27 protein-coding genes are annotated in these 23,205 nt (G+C 61.3%); 23 read left to right on the top strand and 4 right to left on the bottom strand.

The window, feature by feature from the left end; all coding sequences use genetic code 11:
- Positions 1 to 12 precede the first annotated feature (12 nt).
- A complete protein-coding gene (fliS, locus tag KYG_RS08175; protein ID WP_008904393.1) occupies positions 13 to 468 on the top strand; it encodes a flagellar export chaperone FliS in 456 nt (151 codons plus the stop codon).
- A 2-nt stretch (positions 469 to 470) separates the two neighbouring features.
- A complete protein-coding gene (locus KYG_RS08170; RefSeq protein ID WP_008904392.1) occupies positions 471 to 770 on the top strand; it encodes a flagellar protein FliT in 300 nt (99 codons plus the stop codon).
- Positions 771 to 961: 191 nt separating this feature from the next.
- Here KYG_RS08170 and fliE read toward each other — a convergent pair whose 3' ends face one another.
- Positions 962 to 1,273, bottom strand: a complete 312-nt coding sequence (gene fliE, locus KYG_RS08165) for a flagellar hook-basal body complex protein FliE (protein WP_008904391.1) — start codon at positions 1,271 to 1,273, stop codon at positions 962 to 964.
- 172 nt (positions 1,274 to 1,445) lie between these two features.
- Between fliE and fliF the strand changes: the two genes are divergently transcribed.
- From fliF to fliR, 14 genes are all read left to right on the top strand, one after another.
- Positions 1,446 to 3,137 carry a flagellar basal-body MS-ring/collar protein FliF gene (fliF, locus tag KYG_RS08160; protein ID WP_008904390.1) on the top strand — a complete coding sequence of 564 codons (1,692 nt, stop codon included), beginning with the start codon at positions 1,446 to 1,448 and terminating at the stop codon, positions 3,135 to 3,137.
- Between the two features lie 24 nt (positions 3,138 to 3,161).
- On the top strand, positions 3,162 to 4,157 hold the full coding sequence (gene fliG, locus KYG_RS08155) for a flagellar motor switch protein FliG (protein ID WP_008904389.1): 996 nt from the start codon (positions 3,162 to 3,164) through the stop codon (positions 4,155 to 4,157).
- Positions 4,141 to 4,863, top strand: coding sequence for a flagellar assembly protein FliH (locus tag KYG_RS08150; protein WP_008904388.1), 723 nt, complete (start codon positions 4,141 to 4,143; stop codon positions 4,861 to 4,863). The genes fliG and KYG_RS08150 overlap by 17 nt, the downstream gene beginning before the upstream one ends.
- Positions 4,853 to 6,247, top strand: a complete 1,395-nt coding sequence (fliI, locus tag KYG_RS08145) for a flagellar protein export ATPase FliI (protein WP_008904387.1) — start codon at positions 4,853 to 4,855, stop codon at positions 6,245 to 6,247. The genes KYG_RS08150 and fliI overlap by 11 nt, the downstream gene beginning before the upstream one ends.
- A 17-nt stretch (positions 6,248 to 6,264) precedes the next feature.
- Positions 6,265 to 6,729: a flagellar export protein FliJ gene (fliJ, locus tag KYG_RS08140; RefSeq protein ID WP_008904386.1), complete on the top strand. Its 465-nt coding sequence runs from the start codon at positions 6,265 to 6,267 to the stop codon at positions 6,727 to 6,729.
- Positions 6,726 to 7,562: a hypothetical protein gene (locus tag KYG_RS08135; protein WP_139019335.1), complete on the top strand. Its 837-nt coding sequence runs from the start codon at positions 6,726 to 6,728 to the stop codon at positions 7,560 to 7,562. Before fliJ ends, KYG_RS08135 begins: the two co-directional genes overlap by 4 nt.
- A gap of 62 nt (positions 7,563 to 7,624) precedes the next feature.
- On the top strand, positions 7,625 to 8,050 hold the full coding sequence (locus KYG_RS08130; RefSeq protein ID WP_008904384.1) for a flagellar hook-length control protein FliK: 426 nt from the start codon (positions 7,625 to 7,627) through the stop codon (positions 8,048 to 8,050).
- Between the two features lie 199 nt (positions 8,051 to 8,249).
- Positions 8,250 to 8,819: a flagellar basal body-associated protein FliL gene (gene fliL, locus KYG_RS08125; RefSeq protein WP_008904383.1), complete on the top strand. Its 570-nt coding sequence runs from the start codon at positions 8,250 to 8,252 to the stop codon at positions 8,817 to 8,819.
- 18 nt (positions 8,820 to 8,837) lie between these two features.
- Positions 8,838 to 9,842, top strand: a complete 1,005-nt coding sequence (gene fliM / locus KYG_RS08120) for a flagellar motor switch protein FliM (protein WP_008904382.1) — start codon at positions 8,838 to 8,840, stop codon at positions 9,840 to 9,842.
- A complete protein-coding gene (gene fliN / locus KYG_RS08115; protein WP_008904381.1) occupies positions 9,832 to 10,269 on the top strand; it encodes a flagellar motor switch protein FliN in 438 nt (145 codons plus the stop codon). The genes fliM and fliN overlap by 11 nt, the downstream gene beginning before the upstream one ends.
- A 7-nt stretch (positions 10,270 to 10,276) precedes the next feature.
- Positions 10,277 to 10,639, top strand: coding sequence for a flagellar biosynthetic protein FliO (locus tag KYG_RS23685; RefSeq protein ID WP_085942530.1), 363 nt, complete (start codon positions 10,277 to 10,279; stop codon positions 10,637 to 10,639).
- Positions 10,632 to 11,402, top strand: a complete 771-nt coding sequence (gene fliP, locus KYG_RS08110; protein ID WP_008904379.1) for a flagellar type III secretion system pore protein FliP — start codon at positions 10,632 to 10,634, stop codon at positions 11,400 to 11,402. The genes KYG_RS23685 and fliP overlap by 8 nt, the downstream gene beginning before the upstream one ends.
- Before the next feature lie 11 nt (positions 11,403 to 11,413).
- Positions 11,414 to 11,683 carry a flagellar biosynthesis protein FliQ gene (fliQ, locus tag KYG_RS08105; RefSeq protein WP_008904378.1) on the top strand — a complete coding sequence of 90 codons (270 nt, stop codon included), beginning with the start codon at positions 11,414 to 11,416 and terminating at the stop codon, positions 11,681 to 11,683.
- 77 nt (positions 11,684 to 11,760) lie between these two features.
- Positions 11,761 to 12,531 (top strand): flagellar biosynthetic protein FliR, encoded by a 771-nt coding sequence (gene fliR, locus KYG_RS08100; protein WP_008904377.1) that lies wholly within the window; start codon positions 11,761 to 11,763, stop codon positions 12,529 to 12,531.
- A gap of 25 nt (positions 12,532 to 12,556) precedes the next feature.
- Here fliR and KYG_RS08095 read toward each other — a convergent pair whose 3' ends face one another.
- On the bottom strand, positions 12,557 to 13,186 hold the full coding sequence (locus KYG_RS08095; RefSeq protein WP_008904376.1) for a response regulator transcription factor: 630 nt from the start codon (positions 13,184 to 13,186) through the stop codon (positions 12,557 to 12,559).
- Complete coding sequence (locus KYG_RS08090; RefSeq protein WP_008904375.1) at positions 13,183 to 14,295, bottom strand: ATP-binding protein; 1,113 nt, start codon at positions 14,293 to 14,295, stop codon at positions 13,183 to 13,185. Before KYG_RS08090 ends, KYG_RS08095 begins: the two co-directional genes overlap by 4 nt.
- Before the next feature lie 170 nt (positions 14,296 to 14,465).
- On the opposite strand from KYG_RS08090, the gene KYG_RS08085 reads away from it, so the two are divergent.
- The 7 genes from KYG_RS08085 to KYG_RS08055 all read left to right on the top strand — a co-directional run bounded on the left by KYG_RS08085 (position 14,466) and on the right by KYG_RS08055 (position 20,978).
- Positions 14,466 to 14,912, top strand: coding sequence for a hypothetical protein (locus KYG_RS08085; RefSeq protein WP_008904374.1), 447 nt, complete (start codon positions 14,466 to 14,468; stop codon positions 14,910 to 14,912).
- Between the two features lie 49 nt (positions 14,913 to 14,961).
- Complete coding sequence (locus KYG_RS08080; protein ID WP_008904373.1) at positions 14,962 to 15,324, top strand: response regulator; 363 nt, start codon at positions 14,962 to 14,964, stop codon at positions 15,322 to 15,324.
- A gap of 39 nt (positions 15,325 to 15,363) precedes the next feature.
- Positions 15,364 to 17,544: a chemotaxis protein CheW gene (locus KYG_RS08075; protein WP_008904372.1), complete on the top strand. Its 2,181-nt coding sequence runs from the start codon at positions 15,364 to 15,366 to the stop codon at positions 17,542 to 17,544.
- Positions 17,545 to 17,597: 53 nt separating this feature from the next.
- Complete coding sequence (locus KYG_RS08070; protein WP_008904371.1) at positions 17,598 to 18,086, top strand: chemotaxis protein CheW; 489 nt, start codon at positions 17,598 to 17,600, stop codon at positions 18,084 to 18,086.
- A 99-nt stretch (positions 18,087 to 18,185) separates the two neighbouring features.
- A complete protein-coding gene (locus KYG_RS08065; RefSeq protein ID WP_008904370.1) occupies positions 18,186 to 19,082 on the top strand; it encodes a CheR family methyltransferase in 897 nt (298 codons plus the stop codon).
- A 29-nt stretch (positions 19,083 to 19,111) separates the two neighbouring features.
- The gene (gene cheD / locus KYG_RS08060) at positions 19,112 to 19,861 is read left to right on the top strand and encodes a chemoreceptor glutamine deamidase CheD (protein ID WP_034693756.1); all 750 of its coding nucleotides are present in this window, start codon (positions 19,112 to 19,114) and stop codon (positions 19,859 to 19,861) included.
- A 19-nt stretch (positions 19,862 to 19,880) separates the two neighbouring features.
- The gene (locus KYG_RS08055) at positions 19,881 to 20,978 is read left to right on the top strand and encodes a chemotaxis response regulator protein-glutamate methylesterase (RefSeq protein WP_008904368.1); all 1,098 of its coding nucleotides are present in this window, start codon (positions 19,881 to 19,883) and stop codon (positions 20,976 to 20,978) included.
- 83 nt (positions 20,979 to 21,061) lie between these two features.
- On the opposite strand, the gene KYG_RS08050 is transcribed toward KYG_RS08055, so the two are convergent.
- Positions 21,062 to 22,960 carry an ATP-binding cassette domain-containing protein gene (locus KYG_RS08050; RefSeq protein WP_008904367.1) on the bottom strand — a complete coding sequence of 633 codons (1,899 nt, stop codon included), beginning with the start codon at positions 22,958 to 22,960 and terminating at the stop codon, positions 21,062 to 21,064.
- Positions 22,961 to 23,205: the final 245 nt, after the last annotated feature.

The raw sequence follows: 23,205 nt of genomic DNA, 5'->3' as shown, positions 1-23,205 counted from the left end.
AGGATTGTCAGCATGTTCAGCGCCTACAGCCCCCGTGCAGCCAACGCTTACCAGCGCATCAATGTTGAAACCAGCATGCACACGATTGACCAGCACCAGCTGGTGAATCTGTTGTATGAGGGTGTGCTCAATTCCATCGCCACCGCCCGCGGCGCCATGGCACGTGGCGACGTGTTGGGCAAGGTCAACGCCATTTCCAAGGCCATTCGAATCCTGGAAGAGGGTTTAAGCACTTCGCTGGACAAGGTGGATGGCGGCGAGCTGGCCCAAAACCTGGGCGCCCTGTACGACTACTGCATGCGTCGCCTGATTCTGGCCAACGCCCGCAACGATGACGCCATGATGCAGGAAGTCATGCGATTGATTGAGCCCGTGGCACAGGGCTGGAATGAAATCAAGAAGAACGGCGCTGCGGCATCTGCCGCTGTGCCAGCCACCACTGGCCAGCCTGTGCTGGTGGAGGCATAACCATGTCCCACATGTTGATTGACTACTACAAAGCCATTGAAGACAGCAGTTCCAAAATGTTGGAGGCCGCGCGTCTGAAAGACTGGGATGGTGTGGTGCGCTACGAAGGCGCCTGCGCGGTGCTGATCGAGCAGTTGCGTTTCAAGTCGCAAGAGCACGAGCTGCTGCCTGAGCACAAACGCGAGAAAACCCGCATCATGCAGCGCATCCTGCGCAACGATGCGCAGATCCGTTGCCTGGCCGAGCCCTGGCTGGCGCAGTTTGAGCACATGTTCGATGGCCAGCCGCAGATGGTGCACTGAGGGCGGGACCAGGCACGCAAAAAAAGCCGACCCATGGGGTCGGTTTTTTATGGTCAAAAATGCCTCTAGCGCTTATCCATAAAGCGCGAGTAGCTACAAAATCAGGAGTAAAAGCGCCCTGGCGTCGATTGGAGTGGCAGGCGGTAGAAGGGGCAGATGGGGCGGCGCCGCTCAGGCTGGTGGCATTACCCCTACACCTGCATGTTCATGATGTCGGTATAGGCCTGCACCATGCGGTTGCGCACATGCAGCGTGGCCTGAAACCCGATCTGGGCCTTCTGGATGGCCACCATGGTTTCTTCCAGGCTCACAGAAGGGTTTTCCATCTGTACTTCGTTTTGCAGGTTGGTGGAGCGGTTCTGCGCGGCGCTCACGGACTGCAGCGCGCCTTTGAGCGCGCCCGAGAATCCCACTTCATTGGCGTCGTTTTGCGGCGCTGCAGCACGGCGCGCCAGGCCGGCACCCGTGAGCGGGGTGGTAGAGCTTGAGATGCGAAGGTCCATGGCGGTGTCCGTGGGAATGGCGGTATGCTGCGTATCCTAGCCATCGCGCCGCGGTTCATCCCCCTGAATTGATGGCCAAACGCGCGGCTTATCCAGCGAACATTTCGGGGGCATGACCGAATAATCGACCCCACGCTGTGGTCCTTGCCGGGCCACCCTACTGGAAAGCAAGATGTCTGCAGTTGCCGAAATTCCTCTCACTCCCCCTGCCAGCCCGAACTGGCTGCAGCGGCTGTCTGCCCTCGACAGGGCGCAGCGCATGCGGCTGGGTGTGGGCGCGGCGCTGCTGGTGGCGGTGGCCATTGCGGCCATTGTGCTGGGGCGCCAGCCGGACTACCGGGTGCTGTTTGCCAATCTGAACGACAAGGATGGCGGTGCCATCGTGGCCCAGCTGTCGCAGATGAACGTGCCCTACAAGCATGCCGACGGCGGTGGCGCCATATTGATTCCTGCAGACCGGGTGCATGACGTGCGCCTGCGCCTGGCCACCCAGGGCCTGCCCAAGGGTTCGGTGGCAGGGTTTGAGCTGATGGAGGCCAGCAAATTCGGGATGACGCAGTTCCAGGAGCGGCTTAATTTCCAGCGCGGGCTAGAGGGGGAGCTCACCCGCTCGATCCAGGCGCTGTCGTCGGTGCAGGGGGCGCGTGTGCATCTGGCGCTGCCCAACCAGAACGGTTTTTTCCGCGAACAGCAAAAGCCGTCAGCATCTGTGCTGGTGAGCCTGCACCCCGGCCGTATCCTTGATCGCTCGCAGCTTGCGGGCATCGTGCATCTGGTGGCCTCCAGCGTGCCAGAGCTCGCGCCTTCTGCCGTGAGCGTGCTGGATGACACGGGCAAGCTGCTGTCCCAGTCGCCCGATACCGCGGCTGGAACCGGTGTAGACGCGCAACAACTCTTGTATGTGCAGCAGATCGAGCAGCAGTACACCCGCCGGATTCTGGACATTCTGGAGCCTGTGGTCGGCCGCAACAACGTCAAGGCCCAGGTGACCGCCGAGGTGGACTTTACCCAGACCGAGTCCACATCCGAGCAGCACCGCCCCAACCTGGCGGCCGACGCCAGCGCCATCCGCAGCCAGCAGGTGGTGGAAAGCATGGGCGCCCAAGGTAGCGCCCTGCCCACCGGGGTGCCGGGTGCCACCACCAACCAGCCTCCCGCTGCGGCGGCAGCACCGGTCAATGGCGCCAACCCTGCGCCCACGGCAGCCGGACAGCAGGCCCAGGGCGCGCTGGCCGCGGGCGGCAAGCGCGAGTCCATCACCAACTACGAGGTGGACAAGACGGTGCGTGTGACGCGGGGTGGGAGCGGAAGCCTCAAGCGGGTCAGCGCTGCGGTGGTGGTGAACTACCAGTCTGCCGAAGACAAGGGCAAGACCGTGTCCAAGGCACTCACGCCGGAGCAGCTGGAGCAGATGACCGCGCTGGTGCGCGAAACCATCGGCTTCAACCGTGAGCGCGGTGACTCTGTCAATCTGATGAACACCCCCTTCCAGGTGGACGTGGCGCCCAACACGGAGGTGCCGCTGTGGAAGCAGCCTGAAATGATCGAGCTGGCGAAGACCTTTGCATGGCCTGTGGGGGCGGTGCTCTTCGCCGCGCTGGTGCTGATCTTCATGGTGCGGCCTGCCCTGAAGGGTGGCGCTGCGCCCAAGCCCCGCGCCATCCCGGTGGCGGGCGGCCAGCTGGACGCCCTGGAGTCGGAAACCCCCGAGCGCCCTGCGCTGCCAGCGCCCTCCAAGAAGGACGAAGTGTTGCCCGCCACGCCAGAGCAACTGCGCCTGGAAGAAGCGCGCGTGCTGGCCAAGGAGAACCCCGTGGCTGTGGCCAACATCCTGAAAACCTGGCTGAACGGCGACCCCGTCTGATCACCGACACCCCGGACGACAACCATGGACGACCAAGGACTCAACGACGCAGCCATCATGCTGATGTCCCTCGGCGAGGAAGAGGCAGCCGAAGTCTTCAAGCATTTTTCGCCCAAAGAGGTGCAAAAGCTGGGCGAGACCATTGCGCGCATGCGCTCGGTGTCGCGCGACAAGGTGGACCAGGTCATCAACAAGTTCTCCAATGCCGCCGCAGCGCAGAGCCTGCTGGTGTCGGACACCGGCAACTACGTGCGGGCGGTGCTGCGGCGTGCGCTGGGTGACGACAAGGCCGGGCTGCTGATTGACCGCATCCTGCAGGGCGGGGATGTATCGGGTATCGAGAGCCTCAAGTGGATGGATCCGCTGTCGGTGGCCGAGCTCTTGCGCAACGAACACCCGCAGATCGTGGCTGCCATCCTGGTGCATCTGGACGCAGACCAGGCCTCAGGCATCCTGATGCACCTGACCGACCGCCAGCGCAGCGAAATCCTGCTGCGCGTGGCCACGCTGGAGGGCATCCAGCCCACGGCGCTCAAGGACCTGAACGAGGTGCTGTTCAAGGTGTTGGCGGGCGGAGACAAGATCCGCAAGAGCTCGCTGGGCGGTGTCAAGGCTGCGGCGGAAATCATCAATTTGCTGGGCGGCAACATGGATACGGTGGTGCTGGAGTCCATCCGTGGCTACGACCCCGATCTGGCACAAAAGATCATGGACAAGATGTTCGTGTTTGAGGATGTCCTCAAGCTCGACGACAAGGCCATCCAGACGGTGCTCAAGGAGGTTGCGTCCGAGACGCTCATCGTGGCGCTCAAGGGCGCGGTGCCGGAACTGCGCGAGAAGTTCCTGTCCAACATGTCTTCGCGCGCGGCAGAGGCCCTGCGCGAGGATCTGGAATCGCGTGGGCCGATGCGTCTGTCCGAGGTGGAGGCGCAGCAGAAGGAAATCCTGAAGACGGTACGGCGCCTGTCCGACGAGGGGCAGATCGTGATTGGATCTGGCGGTGATGATGCCTTCGTCTAACCAGCGTTCGTATTCGCGCTTCATTCCCAGTGAGGAAGTGGGTGACTTCACACAGTGGAAGTTTGGCGCGGTAGACGGCTCCGATCTGATCGAACCCGAGCCGGAGCCCGAGGTCGAGATTCCGGTTGAGGTGGACGAGGCCGCGCAGCAGGCGTTGGTTCAGCAGGCGTGTGACGATGCCTATGCCGAGGGTTTTGCCCAAGGCCAGGCCCAGACGGCCCTTGAGTGGCAGCAGCGCCTGGACGCGTACATCGCCCAGCAAGGGCGTGAGATGGCACAGCGCCTGCAAGGTGTGGTGCAGACGCTGGATGCAAGCCTGATAGACATGCAGCAGGACATGGCGCAGCAGGTGCTGGAGCTGGCCTGCGACATAGCGCGCCAGGTGGTGCGGCAGGAACTGTCCGTCAACCCCAACGCGTTGCAACCCGTGGTACGGGAAGCGGTGGGCATGCTCGTAACAGAAGGGCGCCCGGCGCTGGTGCGCCTTCACCCCGACGACATGGAGGCGATGGCCCAGCCTCTGAGGGAAGAAATGGACTCCCCCGGGGTGCAATGGATGGCCGATGCGTCCGTGCCGCCGGGCGGGTGCCTGGTGGAGTCTGCCGGTACCGTGGTGGATGGCAGTCTGGACAAGCGTTGGCAGCGCGCCATTGCAGCCCTTGGACTGCAGTCCCCGTGGGACGAGGAGGGTGGCGATGAGCATTGACGCCCCTTCTGCCTGGACACGCCTGATGGACGATGCGCGTGCGCGTGTGGCTGAGGGCACGCCCTTGGAGACGCGCGGCACGCTGACGCGGCTCACCGGTCTGGTGCTGGAAGCTGTGGGCATTCGCGTCCCGGTGGGTTCGCAGTGCATGGTTCAGATGCCGGGCCATGCACCGGTGCTGGCAGAAGTGGTCGGGTTCTCCGCCGATCGCGCGTTTCTGATGCCGGCAGGGGACATCCATGGACTGTCCAGCGGTGCCAGCGTGGTGCCCGCAGCGCCTTACATTCCGGTTCCGCGCCTTGGCGAGCCGCCTCGGCCCCTTCAGCGAGCTGGAGTACTGCGTCTGCCCATGGGCGAAGGCCTGCTCGGGCGGGTGGTGGATGCGCAGGGGTTTCCGCTGGACCATGGCGGGCCGGTGCAGGACGTGGTGTCGGAGCCCATGGGGCGCAGCCAGATCAATGCCATGGACCGTGATCCTGTGCGCGAACCACTGGACACCGGGGTGCGTGCCATCAATGCCTTGCTCACGGTGGGGCGGGGCCAGCGGCTGGGCCTGTTCGCCGGTTCGGGTGTGGGCAAGAGCGTCTTGCTGGGCATGATGGCGCGCTACACACGGGCCGATGTGATCGTGGTGGGGCTCATCGGAGAGCGGGGGCGTGAGGTCAAGGAGTTTGTGGAAGACATCCTGGGTGAAGATGGCCGTGCACGCTCGGTGGTGGTGGCGGCACCCGCTGATGCGCCGCCGCTTCTGCGCATGCAGGGGGCTGCCTATGCCACCGCCGTGGCCGAGCATTTTCGGGACAAGGGCAAGCATGTGCTGTTGCTCATGGATTCACTGACCCGCTACGCCATGGCACAACGGGAAATCGCGCTGGCCATTGGTGAGCCGCCCGCCACCAAGGGTTACCCGCCATCGTGCTTTGCCAAACTCCCCCAGTTGGTGGAACGCAGTGGCAACGGGCTTCACGGTGTGGGCTCGATCACTGCTTTTTACACCGTGTTGTCGGAAGGCGACGATCAGCAGGACCCTATCGCCGATGCCGCGCGCGCCATTCTGGATGGGCACATCGTTCTGTCCCGCGCTCTGGCCGAAACAGGGCACTTTCCGGCCATTGATATCGAACAGTCGGCATCCCGCGTGATGCACAACGTGGTTGCGCGCGAGCACTTTGACCTGGCGCGGCGGTTCCGGGCGGTGTATTCGCGCTACCAGAAGAGCCGGGACCTGGTGCAGGTGGGGGCGTACATGAGCGGCTCGGACCCTGCCCTGGATGAAGCGATCCGGCTGCAGCCCCAGATGGCTGCGTATTTGCAGCAGGACATGTTTGAGGCCGCGTCCCTCGATGACAGCGTGGCGCACATGGCAGCTGTGCTTGACCACTGAGTGATGGGTAACGTGTCATGTCCAGCCTGAACTCTCTTGCCGTTGCCGTGGAGGCCGCGTCGCGTAAACGTGACGATGCACGCAAGGTGTTGCAGGACGTCTTGGCAGCGCAACAGGCAGCGCGGGCCCAGCTGGACGAACTGCAAGACTATGCGGACGAGATTCAGGCGCGGTGGGGCGCAAAGACCGATACCACCATGAAGCCTGAGGTGATGTACCACCACTACCAGTTCATGGATCGTCTCGGTCATGCGGCAGGTGTTCAAACCACGGTAGTTGGCGACCATGCCGGCCGCGTGGACAGGGCCAGGCGAACCTTGCTGGAAGCCGAGTTGCGCCTGGCCAGTCTGCGCAAGGTGATGGACAAGCGAAAGGCAGATCTGGACTTGGTCCAGATGCGAAGAGATCAGAAACAAACGGACGAGCGGGCTGCCTTGCAGTACCGCAGTGCAATGGATGGCTCAGCAGGCCGGGAGTATTGATGATGGAATCCCCGAAAATTTCTTCGCCCCAGGGCACTCCGCCAAGCCATTCCGTGCGGTCCCGTGCCGCGTCGCAGGCACCTGAGGCCGCCGATGCTGGTGCGGGTGGATTTCTCGCATTGTTGGCTGCGCTGGGCGACATGACCGAGGGTCAGGATGGCGGCGCTCCGTTTGACCAGGCCGGTAGTGCCGGCGACCCGAATTTGTTGGCCCCGACCGATGCAGCGAAAGAGGCCTTGGAGGTTTCGGAACTGGCCGCATGGCAGGGCCTTTTGGCGCCCGCGGTGGCAGCTGCACCGCAACCAGTTGACGTGGCTGGTGCTGGTGCTGGTGCTGGTGCGCAGGGCGCCTTGGGTATCCAGATGGGCGGAGAACTTGCCACCGCCATGCTGAACGGCGCGAATGGTTTGCCCGGCGGGCTCGTGGCTGAAACGGCGATGCTGGATACCTCCGCTGACCTGAGGCCGGGGGCGCTGCAAAGCGGGGGCACGGCCTTTGGCCGGACATTTTCCCGCTTGCACAATGCGTTGACCCAGAAGGCAGATGTCGTCGAATCGTCTTCTGCGCGTTCCCAGAGCAGCGTTGCGAGCCTGGCGTCGGCGAGCCCTCAGGCTGGATGGGCCGCGGCCTTTCAGGTGCTGGGCGCTCCGGCTGCAGCCGGTTCAACGGCCATGGGCACCCCGAGCCGTGTGGCAGGAGAAGTACCCGGGTTGGAAGCGGGTGGCGCTATCGCTACGGGGACAGAGCAACTGCTGTCATCTGGGGGGATGCCCGCCAGGCTGGCGGGGCTTTTGGCGGCAGCAGCTCGGGGGAGGGCCGCTTTGCCACGGTAGCTGCGCTGGATAGCGGCAGTGCCGCAGCTCCGGTGGAACCGGGCGCACTGGATGGGGCCACGATGTATGCCGAGTCCGCCCCTGCGGGAGCCGAAGAGCAGATTGCCGAGCAGGTGGCGTACTGGGTGAATCAGAAGACACAGAACGCGGAACTATCGATCAACCGGGACGGGCAGCCGGTGGAGGTTCTGGTTTCCCTGTCCGGCAACGAGGCACATGTGACGTTCCGCAGTGATCAACTGCAGACCCGTGAGCTGCTGGACCGCAGCATGGAGCAGTTGCGCGAATTGCTCCAGAATGAAGGACTCGTCCTTTCGGGCATGTCGGTCAGCACATCGGGAGGCCAGCACCCAAGCCCGAAAGACACCGAGCGCCAGGGACAGCGCGAGGGCTCCCGACAGGCGCAGGTGGCCGTCTCGGCTCCTGCCGGTTCGGCCTCCGTGCCACGTGGACATGCATCAGACCGCGCAATTGACGTTTTCGTGTGAGCCTGCGCGGCACTGCAGTCGCAAGCGCGGCACTTTTTTGCAAGTGCGCCCATACTCCGACGAGCTTGCTGAATGCCATGGTTTTGGGCTTTTATTCTGGCTATTATTGATTTCGACTTCACCCAATAATGGGTTCTCCGGTGTTGCCAGTCCTTGAACTGTGCGGACACCGCCCGCTCCATTCCCAAGGATCCGCAACGTGTCAGCCAATACCCCCGCAGCGGCCCCGGCCAAGAGCAAGAAGATGCTCATCATCGTCGTCGGCATTGTGCTGGCAGTGCTGGTGATCGGCGGCGGCGCAGCGGCGTGGCTCATTTCCAGCCGCGCTCAGGCGGACGACGAGGATGGGGCCCCGGCACGCAAAGAGGCGGTGAAGGTGGTTCCTACCTTCCTGCCGATGGAAAACATGGTGGTGAATCTGGCGGACCCTGGCGGTGACCGGTTTGCACAGGTAGGAATCACCCTGGAGCTGGAAGATGCAAAGACGGCCGATCAGGTCAAGCTGTATCTGCCGGCGATACGCAGCGGCATACTGATGCTGATTTCCCAGCGCACTTCCACCGAACTTCTGCAGAGGGAGGGGAAGGAGAAACTGGCGACCGACATCCTCAGGGAGGTGTCCCGCCCCTTGGGTTACGCAGTCCCTGCGCAGCGCGCACCCGCCGCTGCCGATGATGCGGACGATGACGCGCAAGATCGCCCGTCGCGTCGGCGCGCAGAGCGCAACCCGGTGCGCCGTGTGCTTTTTTCAAGCTTCATCATTCAGTGACCGGGGCAAGGATCCATCATGAGTGATTCATTTCTTTCCCAGGAAGAAGTCGATGCCCTCCTGGAGGGTGTGACGGGCGAGAGCCAGAAATCTGTCGAGGAAGTGGCGGAGGCGGGTTCGGTACGCAACTATGACATTTCCAGCCAGGAACGCATCGTCCGTGGGCGCATGCCGACCATGGAAATCGTCAACGAGCGGTTTGCGCGCAATTTCCGGATCGGGCTTTTCAACTTTATCCGACGCAGCCCCGAAATTTCGGTGGGGACTGTGTCTGTGCAGCGCTATAGCGCCTTTCTGCGCGAGCTGGCGGTGCCTACGAACTTCAACATTGTGGCCATTCGCCCGCTGCGCGGCAGCGGACTGATCGTGTGCGAACCCTCGTTGGTGTTCGGCATCATCGACACCCTGTATGGCGGAGTCGGAAAATTCCAGACGCGAATTGAAGGGCGGGATTTCTCGCCCACGGAGCAAAGGGTCATCAACCGCATGGTGGATGTCATCTGCGCCGAATACAAAAAAGCGTGGCAAGGGATCTACCCGCTGGAACTCGAGTACCAGCGCTCGGAGATGCAACCCCAGTTTGCCAACATCGCAACACCCAGCGAGATTGTGGTTTCCACCGCGTTTCAACTCGAAATCGGCGATCTGTCGGGTGCTATCCATATCTGCATGCCGTATGCGACGCTGGAACCCATTCGTGATGTGCTGTATTCGTCCACCCAGGGCGATTCCATTGAGGTGGACCGGCGCTGGGTCCGCGTGCTCACCCGTGAGATCCAGGCTGCTGAAGTGACTCTGGTGGCGGAGCTTGCGCGCGCTGATGCTACCGTGGAGCAATTGCTGGCCATGAAGCCCGGCGACTTCATCGAACTTGACCGCGAGCCCCGGATTCGCGCCTCGATCGGAGGGGTCCCCATTTTTGAATGCCAGTACGGAACGCACAATTCCAAGTACGCCATTCGTATCGAAGAATGCCTGCGCAATGCCGACATGAGCTGGCTGGGAGAAAAAGATGTCAACTGAAGAAGATAACAAGGATGCCGGCGCGGATGACCCGTTTGCAGGTTGGGCTGAGGCTCTGGAAGAGCAAAAACGCACCGACGAGAAGCCTGGCGATGCGGAGCAGGGCGGGCCGCTGTCCGGCGAGCCCGTACGACCTTTCTCTGGCGGGAGTGACGGAACGGTCAACGACATCAATATGGTGCTGGACATTCCCGTCCAGTTGTCCGTGGAGCTGGGACGCACCAAGGTGCCGATCAAATACATCCTTCAACTGGCCCAGGGCTCTGTGGTCGAGCTGGACGCGCTTGCGGGGGAGCCCATGGACGTTCTGGTGAACGGATATCTCATTGCCCAAGGTGAGGTGGTGGTGGTGAACGACAAATTTGGTATTCGCCTCACCGATGTGGTCACGCCCTCGGAGCGCCTGCGGCGGGTCAGCCGTGGATAGTGGCAGCATGACCCAGACCTTGGTCGTCGTGGTCCTTTTTGTGGGGGCCATGGCTCTGCTGCCATGGCTCATTCGCCGCTTGCAGCAGCGTCAGGCAGCAGGTGGTGCGGGAGTGGGGGGAGCGTCCAGGGTCTTGTCAGCGGTGGCGGTGGGCCCGCACCAGCGCGTGGTGACGGTGGAGGTGGGTCCTGAGCACGCGCGCACATGGCTCGTATTGGGCGTTACGGCACAGCAGGTCAGTTGTCTGCATGTGCTGCCTGCAAGTCCTTCAGGTGCTTCGCTTGCAGCGCCCAAATTGGATACTGCACCTTCTTTTGCGCAGGAGATCGCCTCTGCTGTGGGGGCTCCAGGAAGCCGTGCCAATGGGTGAATGGATGCTCATCCGTCGTTGGGCGTTGCTGGGGGTGCTGGCTGCTGTTGGCTTCACCGCGCATGGGCCCGCTATCGCGCAGGCCTCGGGGGGGACCCTGCCACTGGTGGTGGGGAGCGGGCCTTCGGGCAACAGCTATTCGGTGCCTATCCAGACGCTGCTGTTTTTCACGGCGCTTTCTTTCCTCCCGGCAGTGCTGCTCATGATGACGGGCTTTACCCGCATCGTGATTGTTTTGTCCTTGTTGCGCCAGGCGCTGGGCACCCAGTCAGCGCCCCCCAATCAGGTCATCATCGGGCTGTCGCTGTTTCTCACTTTTTTTGTGATGGGCCCGACCCTGGACCGTGTGTACCAGGATGCGTATGTGCCTTACACCAACAACGCCATCAGTTTTGAAGAGGCGCTGGACAAGGCCGAGGCGCCGATGCGCAGCTTCATGCTCAAGCAGACCCGCCAATCGGACTTTGCACTCTTCTCCAGACTGGCCCGGCTGGATGCCAGTGTGACTGCGGAAACCGCACCCCTGAGGGTTCTGGTGCCTGCATTTGTCACGAGCGAGCTGAAGTCTGCATTTCAGATCGGCTTCATGATCTTCATTCCGTTTCTGGTGATCGACATGGTGGTGTCGAGCATTCTCATGTCGCTGGGCATGATGATGTTGTCTCCTGTGCTGGTGGCACTTCCGTTCAAACTCATGCTTTTTGTGCTGGCAGACGGCTGGAATTTGTTGATCGGCTCGCTGGCGGCCAGTTTTGTACCCTGAAGGAGCTGTCAATGACTGCACAAATGGTGCTGACCATCGGGCGCGATGCGCTCACATTGCTTCTAATGATCGCCATGCCCGTGCTGGGGGTTGTCATGGCGGTGGGGTTGCTGGTGAGCATATTTCAAGCCGTCACCCAGATCCATGAAGCGACGCTTGCCTTTGTCCCCAAGCTGATTGCTGCCATGGTCGTGTTTGCCATTGCAGGGCCATGGATGCTCAGTACCCTGGTGGACTTCATCCGCAGGACCATCGAATCCATCCCTTCGATGATCGGCTAGCACCGTGACTGGGGAGCAACGGGTTTTTACAGCCGGATGGTCCCTCGGCTTGGATTCCGCGCACCTGTGAGGATGACGTGATCACGTTTTCTGAGGCCCAGCTCATGGCTTGGCTGTCTCCCATCCTTTGGCCGTTTTTGCGCGTGCTCGCCGTGTTCTCGGTCGCTCCGATCTTCTCCATGCGGACCATCCCGATGCGCCTCAAGATCGGCTTGGCATTCCTGGTGGCGCTTTGCGCGCAAGGGGTTCTGGGTGACCAGCCTGTGATCAGTGTCAATGGGCGCGAGGCGTTCGGGGCGGTGGCCCAGCAGGTCGCAGTGGGGCTTGCGATCGGCTTTTCTGTCCGGCTTGTGTTCGCGGCGGTGGAGCTGGCGGGGGAAATCATCGGTTTGCAGATGGGCCTGAACTTCGCGTCCTTTTTCGACCCATCCTCCAATGCCCAGATCAGTGCGGTCGCACGATTTTTCGGGCACATGGCCATGCTGCTGTTCATCGTGATCAATGGCCACCTGTTGATTCTGATGGCCGTGGTAAAGAGCTTTGATCGTTTTCCGGTCGACGGTAACTTTTTACAATCCCTTGGGCAAATGCGTCTGCACGAGCTGGGCTCGTCACTGTTCTCCAGTGCATTGTGGATTGCCTTGCCGATGATTGCCTTGCTGCTGTTTGTCAATTTGACCCTTGGCATCATTTCGCGCGTAGCGCCACAAATGAACATCTATGCCGTGGGCTTCCCGGTGACGCTGACGGTGGGAATGCTTGGCATTGCGGCCACACTGCCTTTGCTTGAACAGCCGGTGCTGGCGCTGATGCAGCAGGCCGTTGACCTGTTTGCCGCCCAGCGTTGAGCCGGGACTGGATCAGGGTGCGCAGTCAGACCAATTGGTTGCGAATGGCGTAAACGGTGAGTTCTGCGTTGTTGGAGAGCTTGAGCTTTTCCAGAACGCGCGCGCGGTACACGCTGACCGTCTTGGGGCTGAGCATCAACTCCTCCGCGATATCCGACAACCTGCGTCCGGACGCAATTTTCACCAGTGTCTGAAGCTCCCGCTCGGACAGGGCGGTGTGTGGAGCCTCCAGCGCAGGTTGCGCGAGGCTGTCGGCCAGCATTTGTGCCACCTCCGCCGTGAGGTACTTGCGCCCTTGCATGACCGTGCGCACGGCGGAGATCAGCTCGACGGGATCGCCCGCCTTGTTGGCATACCCTTGGGCACCAGCCTTCAGGCACCGCAAGGCGTATTGGTCTTCCGGGTACATCGATACTACGAGCACCTTGATGGCCGAGTGGGTTTCGCGCAGGCTGGTCAGCACCTCCAGGCCGCTTCGGCCCGGCATGTTCAGGTCCAGGAGGAGGACGTCGCACGGCGCAGAGCGCAGCACTTCGCGCAGCTCGGAATAGCCCCCGGCCTCGCCGGTCACCTGGATATCAGGCGCGTCGGCCAGCGTGTCGCGTATCCCGCGCCGCAACACGGCATGGTCATCGCACAGGACCACATGTATCAATGTGCATCTCCAGAGACGGGTTGGGTGGGTGCTGATGTTAGCGGTATGGAAAGGATGACGGAGGTGCCTTGGCCGGGCCGGCTGCTGATATCGAGCCAGCCTCCGACGGTACGGGCGCGCTCTTGCAGGCCCTTCAGCCCGAAGGCCTTGGGCTTATTGAGCATTGCGGGATCAATACCCTTGCCGTCATCGGTAATTTCCAGTGTCAGCACGCCCTCCCTGTCCGAGAGATCAATGCGCACCGCGCTCGATTCTGCGTGCTTGGAAATGTTGGTCAGGGCCTCTTGCGCCGTTCGGTACGCGACGAGCTGGACAGCGGCGGTGGCTTCAATGGTTTCGCTGCTACTGATAACGCGTGCAGCGACCCCCGAGCGGCGCTCGAATCCTGCAGCAAGCCACTGCACTGCTGCCACCAGCCCTTGCTCCAGGATCGGGGGGCGCAGGTTCATCATGATGCGCTGGCTGGCGCCAATGGCGTGTTGCAACATCTCGGCCGCCGAAGCGGCGTGTTCCCGCATTTCCGGGTCGGTGCTGTGACGGCCGATCCAGGCTACATCGAACCTCACGGCAGTCAACGCGCCTCCAATGTCGTCATGGATCTCGCGGGCGATGGATGCACGTTCCTGCTCAATCGATGTTTGCAGGTGTTCCGTCAGTTCCGCCAGGCAGCGCTGGGAAGCCTCCAGCTCGGCCGAGGCTTGCTCCCGCGCCTGGCGTGCCTCATGCACCTCCAGCGCGCGCGCGACTACGTGCGGCAGGCGCTGAAGGTTGTCTTTGAGCAGATAGTCGGCAATACCCAAGCGAATCGCATCAACGGCTGCGGCTTCGCCGATCGCGCCCGAAAGCAGGATAAAGGGTGGGTGTTGCGGCTTTTGCGCTACATACGCCCAAGCGTCCAGCGCGGTGAAGCCTGGCAGCCGGTAGTCTGCCAGGATGACATCAAAAATATGAGCGTCGATGAGATGCTGGAACTCGGCGAGCGTGTCTACACGCCGTAAATCACACCGCAGGTCGGCCCTGCGGAGAACCAGTGTGGTCAGCTCGTGGTCTGCCGGTGAATCTTCAAGATGCAGAACTCTCAGATGCCGGTCTGGTGCTATGGTGACCATAGGAGCGCTATCATAGGATACAAATTGGAACAAACAAGGGTGTTTGTCCGATTGGGAGGGTTTCGGCGTCGGCGTCCAATGGATGGTGACACCACGGTGCACACGGGCCTGGGGATCTTGGGCGGGTCAATTTTGCGTGCTTTGCTGCTGCGTGCTGCGATGGAGAAACGATGCAATCTACGCTAACAACATCTGGAGGACCTGCTGTCCAGGTTCCTGTCATGGTGGCGGCAGAACTGCAGGATTCGTTGCTGGTTGTCATGCATGATCTGCATCGCCTCGAGGGTTTGCTCAACCACGCTACAGACAATCTGCTGGAGCGTTTTGGCGAAGCCAATGCCGTGCTGACTGATACCGTTGTCGCCGATTCTCCCGAGTTGATTGCCGCCCGTGCGGCTCTGCGCAGTGCGGTGACCGAACTGCAGTTCCAGGACATGGCGTCGCAGTTGATATGGCACACCACCAAGGTATTGCAGGGGTGCGCGTTCCGGCTGGCCTCCGAGGCCATGGGTAATGAAGATGGCGAAGAGGCCGCGCCATTTGCAGAAATGGCCCCCGACCGGCCCAATCCCGTCACTCAAAGCGAGATGGATGCAGGCTCTATCGACCTGTTTTGAACATCAAGTAACTGGTTAACCTCTCTATTCAAGTCAGTTGGAGCCTTACATGCAATCGATCCTTGCCGTAGATGATTCACCGTCCATGCGAAAAATGGTGTCATTCACTCTCACGGGTGCCGGATACCACGTGGTGGAGGCGGTGGACGGGCAGGACGCCCTGGAAAAGGCCGAGAGCCATGAGATCCATCTTGTGCTGGCGGACCAGAACATGCCGCGTCTCGATGGTATCGGCCTCACCCGCAAGCTGAGAGAAAACCCCAAATTCAAGACCATTCCCATCCTGATCCTCACAACCGAGTCCAGTGATCAGATGAAGCAGGCGGGTCGAACTGCAGGGGCGACGGGCTGGCTGGTCAAGCCTTTCGATCCCAACCGGCTTATTGAAGTCATCCAGAAAGTGATCCGCTGAGTCGGGTTGTTCGGGACCACCAATACACAGGAGCCCACGATGGCGGAAACCTACCAAGAAGGATCAGGTGCAGGCGCTGACTTCGACCTGAGCCAGTTCTATCAGATCTTTTTCGAGGAAGCGGGCGAAAATCTGGACCAGATGGAGCAAATGCTTCTGGATCTTGATTTGAGCAGTGCCAACGACGAGGAGCTCAACGGAATTTTCCGGTGCGCGCACTCGATCAAGGGCGGATCAGCGACTTTCGGATTCGCGGATGTTGCGGAACTCACGCACCAGATGGAGTCGCTGCTGGACCGCCTGCGCCGCCACGAGCTGCAACCTATCCCTCAGATGGTCGACGTGCTGCTGGAGTCCGCAGACGCTTCCCGCAGCTTGCTGGCGCGCCATCAGGCGGGCGGTCAGGGCGAGGCTGTCTCCACTGCCTCGCTGGTTCGTCGTATCAGTGAACTTGCCGCGGGGCGTGTACCTGGTGAAGATCAGGCTGCGGCGTCAACGCCGCCCCCGGCTCCGGCTCCGGCTCCGGCTCCGGCTCCCGCGCCATCTGCACCAGTCCCTCAGGCAGCAGTGGCCCCGGCAATTCAGCCATCCCCTTCAACACCCAAACCGGTGGCGGGACAGCCCCGTACGCTGGAGATCCAGATTGGTCCTTTGGAGCGGCCTGCGCAGGCGGATGCCATCAAGGAACTGTTTCGCGATATCCCTGGCCTTGGCACCATCCGGGACATGGAGTGTGCGCAACCGGACACCCGGCTGTTTGGGGTCGAAACAACATCTACTGACGATGACCTGCTGGATCTGTTTGCGTTCCACGTATCCAAGGAGCAAGTGCGCATCCGCGACACGGCAAACGCTGTAAGCGCTTCGGTGGATCCGGAAGAGGGTATCGCCGCCGCCGTGGTGCCTGAAGGAGAAGCTTACGGCTTCTTCAGCGAGGCGCCGGGTGCGCCACGTGCAGGCGGGCCGCAAGGCGCAGGCAACGCCCCAGCCCAGGCGGTGAAAACCGCCAGTGCACCCAAGGCCGGTGAGCCCAAGGTCGCGATGCAGGCGCAGATGGAATCCACGACGATTCGTGTGGACGTCAAGAAAGTGGATCAGCTCATCAACCTGGTGGGTGAACTCGTCATCACCCAGGCCATGCTGGCGCAGAACAGCAGAGGCCTGGACGCGGGCGCCTACCAGCAGCTGCTGGCCGGGCTTGCCGACCTCGATCGCAATACCCGCGACCTCCAGGAATCGGTCATGTCGATCCGAATGATCCCCATGTCCATCGTTTTCAGCCGCTTCCCTCGGATGCTGCGGGATCTGGCCAACAAGTTGGGCAAAAAGGTGGAGCTCGTGACGTTGGGTGAAGCAACCGAACTCGACAAGGGCCTGGTTGAAAAAATCACCGACCCGCTCACCCATCTCGTGCGCAACAGCTGCGACCACGGAATTGAAATGCCTGCGGACCGACTGGCCAAGGGTAAATCCGAGCATGGAACCATCACACTGTCTGCCTCCCACCAGGGCGGCTCCATCGTGATCGAGGTGCGCGACGACGGCCGGGGGTTGTCGCGCGAAAAAATTCTCAGCAAGGCGCAGGAGCGCGGCATCGAAGTGTCCGAGCAGATGACCGATGCGGAAGTCTGGCAGCTGATCTTTGCGCCGGGCTTCTCCACGGCGGACGAAGTGACCGATGTTTCCGGACGCGGCGTCGGCATGGACGTCGTCAAGCGCAACATCGCTGCCCTGAACGGCACCGTGGAGATAGATTCGGCGGAAGGTTACGGAATGAAAGTGTCCGTCAGGCTGCCGCTGACACTTGCCATCATGGACGGCATGTCAGTAGGCGTCAGTGACGAGGTCTACATTCTTCCGCTGTCTTCGGTGGTGGAATCGTTCCAGGTCAATGCCGACGATGTCAGCACGGTGGCGCAGGGCTCGCAGCTCGTCAAAGTCCGCGACGAGTACATGCCGGTGATTGCGCTGGAGAAGATTTTTCAGGTGCCGCGCTTCGATCCCAACAAGTCCAGCAACATCATGGTGGTGGTGGAGGCCGACGGTAGCCGCGTTGCGCTGCTGGTCGATGAGTTGCTGGGCCAGCACCAGGTGGTGGTCAAGAACCTGGAGTCGAATTACCGCAAGGTTCCCAACGTATCAGGCGCCACCATACTGGGTGATGGGACCGTGGCGCTGATTCTCGATACGGGCGGGCTGGTGCGTCGTGCGCGCCATTGAGTTTAGGCGCCTGCGGCTCCATAGCGCAGCGCTGTCATGAAAGGAGATGCACCATGAGTGTGATGGCCAACACCGCAGCAGCGGTACCCACGGGCACCCGTGAATATCTGACATTCCGTCTCGATCAGGAAGAGTACGGGATCGACATCCTGAAAGTGCAGGAGATCCGGGGGTACGAGCCTCCTACACGGATTGCGAACGCCCCTCCTTTCATCAAAGGGGTGGTCAATCTGCGTGGAACGATCGTGCCCATTGTGGATATGCGCCTCAAATTCAACTGTGCGCAGGCTGACTACAACAGCTTTACGGTGGTCATCATCCTGAACCTTCGCAATCGTGTGGTCGGCATCGTGGTGGACTCCGTCAGTGACGTAATGGAGCTCACGCCGGAAAGCATTCGTTCCGCCCCCGACATTGAAAGCGCCATTGATAACAGCTGCATTTTGGGGCTGGGTTCGGTGGGCGAGCGCATGCTGATCCTGCTCGACATCGAGAAACTCATGTCCGGTCTCGACATGGGATTGGTGGCGTCGAACGAATAGGGCCTGTTTGACGACCGTGGTGGATTCACGGCCTGCAGATATGCAGGTGTGGCTTGAAGATCTCTAGGAGCGAACAGGATATCCCGTCGTACGATCAATATGGCCCAACCCCCGAGTGCATCAACTACTGTCAGGAATTCCGCTTCGCGTGCGGATGCGGATGGCCCCACGCCCCCCGGGCCACTGGCGCAGGGGCGCGAGTTCGTCTGGACCAATGCGGATTTCGCCCGCGTTCAGGCGCTGATCTATCAGCGCGCGGGCATCAGCCTGCACGATGGCAAGCATGCGATGGTGTACAGCCGTCTGTCCCGTCGGCTGCGAGACACCGGGCACAACAGTTTTCATGACTACCTGGGGTGGCTGGAGACACATGACGGCCCGGAGTGGCAGGAGTTTGTCAACGCACTGACCACCAACCTCACGGCCTTTTTCCGGGAGCAGCACCACTTCGAGATCTTTGCGTCGCATCTTCGAACGAAGCCATCGGCCAGCTGGCGGGTGTGGTGCAACGCTGCGTCGACGGGGGAAGAGCCTTATTCCATTGTCATGACAGCGTTCGAGGCCCTCGGCCCCAATACGTCTTTCAAGCTGACGGCCAGTGACATTGATTCCCGGGTGCTGGCGACGGCGGCACAGGGGGTGTATCGCCTGGACAGTCTCAAGGGTCTGAGTCCGGAACGCCTCCAGAAGTTTTTTTTGCGTGGGAAAGCCGGTAACCTGGGCATGGTGCGGGTCAAGCCCGAGCTGCGCCGGGTGATTGATTTCATGAGTGTGAATCTCATCCGTGACGACTGGCCGTTCAAGGAGCCTTTCGACGTTGTGTTCTGCCGCAACGTGATGATCTACTTTGACGCACCCACACAGCGGCGCGTGCTGGAAAGGATTCATCGAGTCCTCAAGCCAGGCGGCATGCTGTTTGTGGGTCATGCCGAAAACTTTAGCGAATCCAGAGACTTGTTTACCTTGCGCGGCAAAACGGTCTACGAGCGCCGCTGAGTTGCCATGTCGCATAGCACCTAGCATCCATGACGCAAACTCCTCCAGGCTCCTTCCCGCCCCAAGACAATGCCTCGCCAGGCACGCCCGAGCGCCGCCGAGCGCCGCGCATCGCCCCCTTGAGTGCAGACATCTATGCTGCCGGCTCCGGACCCGCGCGCGATTCTTCCTTGCAGGAGCTCAAGGCCGGGAGCAGAAAGCCTGGAGAAGCTGCGTTCTTCTATCTGGACCACCACTTCCAGCACAACGCGGTGAAGGTACTTCCTGGCGAGTACTTTGTTGCCAACGAGAACATGATCATCATGACCGTGCTGGGGTCATGCATTGCGGCCTGCCTGTGGGACAGCCGTGCGCGAATAGGTGGCATGAACCATTTCATGCTTCCTGATGGCGATATGGCGGATGCATCGGGGCGCTATGGCTCGTACGCCATGGAGTTGTTGATCAATGAAATGCTCAAGCTGGGAGCTCGCCGCGAGACGATGCAGGCCAAGATTTTTGGTGGAGCGCAGGTCATGCACAACTTCACCACGATGAACGTGGGCGAGCGCAATACCAACTTTGTACTGAACTACCTGCACACGGAGCGCATCCCTATCGTTTCCGAGGACGTGCTGGACATCTATCCGCGCAAGGTGGTGTTTTTCCCGGTAACCGGCAAGGCCATGGTCAAGCGGCTTGCCCACGCGCACCCCGAAGCCCTGGTGGCCCAGGAGGTGCGGGGCAATGCGGTGACCGTGGCAAAAACCACCTCGGGCGGCTCTGTGGATCTGTTTTGAGGAAAGCGTGGGTTAAAAAATGAGCAGGAAAATCCGGGTGATCGTGGTGGACGATTCGGCATTGGTCCGAAGTCTGCTGTCCGAGATCATCAACCGGCAGCGGGACATGGAGTGCATCGGCACGGCCAACGATCCGCTGGTGGCGCGCGAAATGATTCGTGAGCTCAATCCCGACGTCATCACCCTCGATGTGGAGATGCCGCGCATGGACGGGATCGACTTTCTGGGGCGGCTGATGCGGCTGCGTCCTATGCCTGTGGTGATGATTTCCACCCTGACGGAGCGCGGCGCTGAAGTGACCATGAAGGCGCTGGAACTGGGTGCGGTGGATTTCGTGGCCAAGCCTCGGGTGGGTCTGGCCAGCGGTCTGAACGAGCTTGCGACGCAGATTGTGGAGAAGATACGGGTGGCCGCTGTGGCCCAGGTGCGCCGTGCGCCTGCGCGCGAGGCCACCGCTGGCGCGAGTGCCGCGGGCGTGGCGGTGGCCCCGCCTGCCTCAGCCCTCCTGGGGCGCTTGTCTACCGAAAAATTGATCTGTATCGGGGCTTCGACGGGTGGCACTGAGGCAATCAAGGAAGTGCTCGTGCACATGCCCGCGGATTCGCCGGCCATTGTCATCACCCAGCACATGCCCCCAGGTTTCACCACCAGCTTTGCCGCGCGGTTGAACGGGCTGTGCCAGATCACGGTCAAGGAAGCGGCCAATGGCGAGCGGATTCTGCCGGGCCACGCCTACATTGCACCGGGAGGCACCCAGTTTCGGGTCGCACGCAGTGGGGCGAACTATGTGGCTGTGGTCGACGATAGTCCAGCTGTGAATCGCCACAAACCTTCGGTGGAAGTGCTCTTCAAGTCCGCTGCTGCTGTGGTGGGGCGCAATGCCTTCGGCATCATGCTCACCGGGATGGGCAACGATGGCGCGGCTGCGATGCGGGAGATGAAAGATGCGGGCAGCTACAACTACGTGCAGGACGAAGCATCCTGCATTGTCTTTGGCATGCCGCGCGAGGCCATTGCCCATGGCGCCGCGGATGAAGTACTGCCTCTGGGTCAGATTGCGCCCGCTTTGATAGCGCGCCTGCGCGGTGCGACAGACCGCCTGCACCACCGCATCTGACGCACGGCGGTTCAGCCTGCCAAGCCAGCGGGTACTCCACGACGAAGGCAGGCTGCAGGGAGTTCACCGCGTGGCCCGGTCGGTCAGGCGGAGAGGGCTGTCCAGCGCTCCAGGGCCGTCATGAGCGCGTCTTCGATCGCTCCCGCCCGTGCTGTCATGGCGGCGGCGCGGGCAGGGTCGGTGCTGTAGAGACTCCCATCAGCCAGCGCGTCCTGCAGCGCCTGTTGCTCGGTCTCCAATGCGGCGATCTGCACGGGCAGTTGCTCCAGCTCGCGCTGCTCCTTGTAGCTAAGCTTCTTTTTTGATAGCTGCTCGCGCTTGCTGGATAAGCCCTGAGGGGCTTTTTTGTTGCCATTATCCGACTCGGCTTTCTTGGGAGTGCCTGCGGATGCGCCGAGGGTGCGGCTGCGTTTCGACTGCAGCAACCAGTCCTGTACGCCGCCCTCGTACTCGCGCCACAGCCCATCACCTTCAAACGCAATGGTGCTGGTAACCACGTTGTCGAGGAACGTGCGGTCATGGCTTACCAGGAAGACGGTGCCTTCATAGTTTTCCAGCAGTTCTTCCAGGAGATCCAGCGTATCAATGTCCAGATCGTTGGTGGGTTCATCCAGCACCAGCACATTGGCCGGGCGTGCGAAAAGGCGTGCCAGCAGCAGCCGGTTGCGCTCCCCGCCAGACAGCGAACGCACGGGAGAGTGCGCACGAGCCGGCGAAAAGAGGAAATCGCTGAGGTAGCTTTTGACATGCTTGCGCTGGCTGCCGATTTCAATCCATTCGCTGCCTGGACTGATGAAGTCCTCCAGCGTTGCATCCAGATTGACGGCGTGGCGCATCTGGTCGAAATATGCAACCTGCAGGTTCGCTCCCTGGCGGATGGTGCCCTCGTCAGACGCCAGTTCACCAAGAATCATCTTGAGCAGCGTCGTCTTGCCCGCCCCGTTGGGGCCGATCAGGCCTACCTTGTCCCCGCGCAGGATGGTTCCGGTGAAGTTACGGACAATGATCTTGTCTCCGAACGTTTTGCCAACGCCTGTCAGCTCGGCCACGATCTTGCCCTGATAGCCATTGGAGCCGCCGGTTGCTACATCCATGCGAACGCTGCCGACCACCTCCCGCCGCGCTTCGCGCCGCGCCCGCAAATGCTCAAGGCGGGTGATGCGGCTTTGACTGCGGGTGCGTCGCGCTTCGACGCCGCGCCGGATCCAGACTTCTTCTTGCGCGAGAAGCTTATCGGCCTTGGCCGATATGACGGCTTCCTGTGCCAGCTGTTCTTCTTTCTGGATCTGGTATTGCGCAAAGTTGCCCGGGTACGAGCGCAGTTGCCCGCGATCGAGCTCCACAATGCGCGTGGCCACCCGGTCGAGGAACGAGCGGTCATGGGTGATGGTGACCACACTGCCAGGGAAGTCGAGCAGGAGGTCCTCCAGCCATTCGATGGAATCCAGATCCAGATGGTTGGTGGGCTCATCCAGCAGCAGCACATCGGGGCGGGCCACCAGGGCCTGTGCCAAAGCTACGCGTTTCTTGGTCCCGCCCGAGAGCGTGCCCACCACCGCGTCCGGGTCGAGGTGCAGGCGCTGCAGCGTCTCCTCAACCCTTTGCTCCCAGTTCCATGCATCGTAGGCCTCAATCTCTGACTGCAGCGCATTCAGGTCGAGCCCTTCATCACCCGACAGGTACTGGTCACGGATCGCAATCACCCTTTGCAGTCCTTCCGAGGCCGCTTTGAATATGGTCGAGTCCGGGTCCAGAGAAGGCTCCTGGGCCACAAAAGCGATCCGCACCCCTTGTTGAACCTGCAGTGAACCATCGTCCGGCTTCGCAAGGCCGCCGAGAATCCTGAGTAGCGAGGATTTGCCTGCTCCGTTGCGGCCGATAAGACCCACACGTTCTGCAGATTCCAGAGAAAAGCCGGCGTGGTCCAGCAATGCAACATGCCCAAATGCGAGTTGGGCGTCCAGTAAGGTGATAAGTGCCATAGGGGCTGAATTATCAGTCGCCCCGGAGGGTAAGCTGCGACTACCCTCGCTGTGAGAGTACGCAGCGTGCTGATGGGGTACTGCTGATGGGGTACATGTCAGGGCAGCGGCGTCCTTGATTTTTCTGCGAGGTCATCCTTCTTGTCACCAAAACAGTGCTATAGTCGAGGGCTTCGCTACCGATGCGATGCTGCAGAAAACGCGGCGTTGCTGAAGGCGCAGATCTGTGACGGGCCGAGTGCTGT

The organism is Acidovorax sp. NO-1, assembly GCF_000238595.1.
In the GTDB taxonomy this organism is placed as follows: Bacteria; Pseudomonadota; Gammaproteobacteria; order Burkholderiales; family Burkholderiaceae_C; genus Acidovorax.
The sequence above is the reverse complement of the archived record's forward strand: the minus strand, read 5'-3'. Positions and strand labels throughout refer to the sequence as shown.

Bases quoted from the DNA above. Each gene is read 5' to 3' on its own strand.
- fliP (WP_008904379.1), top strand. From the start codon at position 10,632: ATGGGTGAATGGATGCTCATCCGTCGTTGGGCGTTGCTGGGGGTGCTG.
- fliI (WP_008904387.1), top strand. From the start codon at position 4,853: ATGAGCATTGACGCCCCTTCTGCCTGGACACGCCTGATGGACGATGCG.
- KYG_RS08130 (WP_008904384.1), top strand. From the start codon at position 7,625: ATGTATGCCGAGTCCGCCCCTGCGGGAGCCGAAGAGCAGATTGCCGAG.
- KYG_RS08050 (WP_008904367.1), bottom strand. From the start codon at position 22,960: ATGGCACTTATCACCTTACTGGACGCCCAACTCGCATTTGGGCATGTT.
- fliJ (WP_008904386.1), top strand. From the start codon at position 6,265: ATGTCCAGCCTGAACTCTCTTGCCGTTGCCGTGGAGGCCGCGTCGCGT.
- cheD (WP_034693756.1), top strand. From the start codon at position 19,112: ATGACGCAAACTCCTCCAGGCTCCTTCCCGCCCCAAGACAATGCCTCG.
- KYG_RS08090 (WP_008904375.1), bottom strand. From the start codon at position 14,295: ATGGTCACCATAGCACCAGACCGGCATCTGAGAGTTCTGCATCTTGAA.
- fliQ (WP_008904378.1), top strand. From the start codon at position 11,414: ATGACTGCACAAATGGTGCTGACCATCGGGCGCGATGCGCTCACATTG.
- KYG_RS08170 (WP_008904392.1), top strand. From the start codon at position 471: ATGTCCCACATGTTGATTGACTACTACAAAGCCATTGAAGACAGCAGT.
- fliM (WP_008904382.1), top strand. From the start codon at position 8,838: ATGAGTGATTCATTTCTTTCCCAGGAAGAAGTCGATGCCCTCCTGGAG.
- KYG_RS08085 (WP_008904374.1), top strand. From the start codon at position 14,466: ATGCAATCTACGCTAACAACATCTGGAGGACCTGCTGTCCAGGTTCCT.
- fliN (WP_008904381.1), top strand. From the start codon at position 9,832: ATGTCAACTGAAGAAGATAACAAGGATGCCGGCGCGGATGACCCGTTT.
- KYG_RS08065 (WP_008904370.1), top strand. From the start codon at position 18,186: ATGGCCCAACCCCCGAGTGCATCAACTACTGTCAGGAATTCCGCTTCG.
- fliS (WP_008904393.1), top strand. From the start codon at position 13: ATGTTCAGCGCCTACAGCCCCCGTGCAGCCAACGCTTACCAGCGCATC.
- KYG_RS23685 (WP_085942530.1), top strand. From the start codon at position 10,277: ATGACCCAGACCTTGGTCGTCGTGGTCCTTTTTGTGGGGGCCATGGCT.
- fliF (WP_008904390.1), top strand. From the start codon at position 1,446: ATGTCTGCAGTTGCCGAAATTCCTCTCACTCCCCCTGCCAGCCCGAAC.
- fliG (WP_008904389.1), top strand. From the start codon at position 3,162: ATGGACGACCAAGGACTCAACGACGCAGCCATCATGCTGATGTCCCTC.
- fliE (WP_008904391.1), bottom strand. From the start codon at position 1,273: ATGGACCTTCGCATCTCAAGCTCTACCACCCCGCTCACGGGTGCCGGC.
- KYG_RS08070 (WP_008904371.1), top strand. From the start codon at position 17,598: ATGAGTGTGATGGCCAACACCGCAGCAGCGGTACCCACGGGCACCCGT.
- KYG_RS08150 (WP_008904388.1), top strand. From the start codon at position 4,141: ATGATGCCTTCGTCTAACCAGCGTTCGTATTCGCGCTTCATTCCCAGT.
- KYG_RS08055 (WP_008904368.1), top strand. From the start codon at position 19,881: ATGAGCAGGAAAATCCGGGTGATCGTGGTGGACGATTCGGCATTGGTC.
- KYG_RS08080 (WP_008904373.1), top strand. From the start codon at position 14,962: ATGCAATCGATCCTTGCCGTAGATGATTCACCGTCCATGCGAAAAATG.
- KYG_RS08075 (WP_008904372.1), top strand. From the start codon at position 15,364: ATGGCGGAAACCTACCAAGAAGGATCAGGTGCAGGCGCTGACTTCGAC.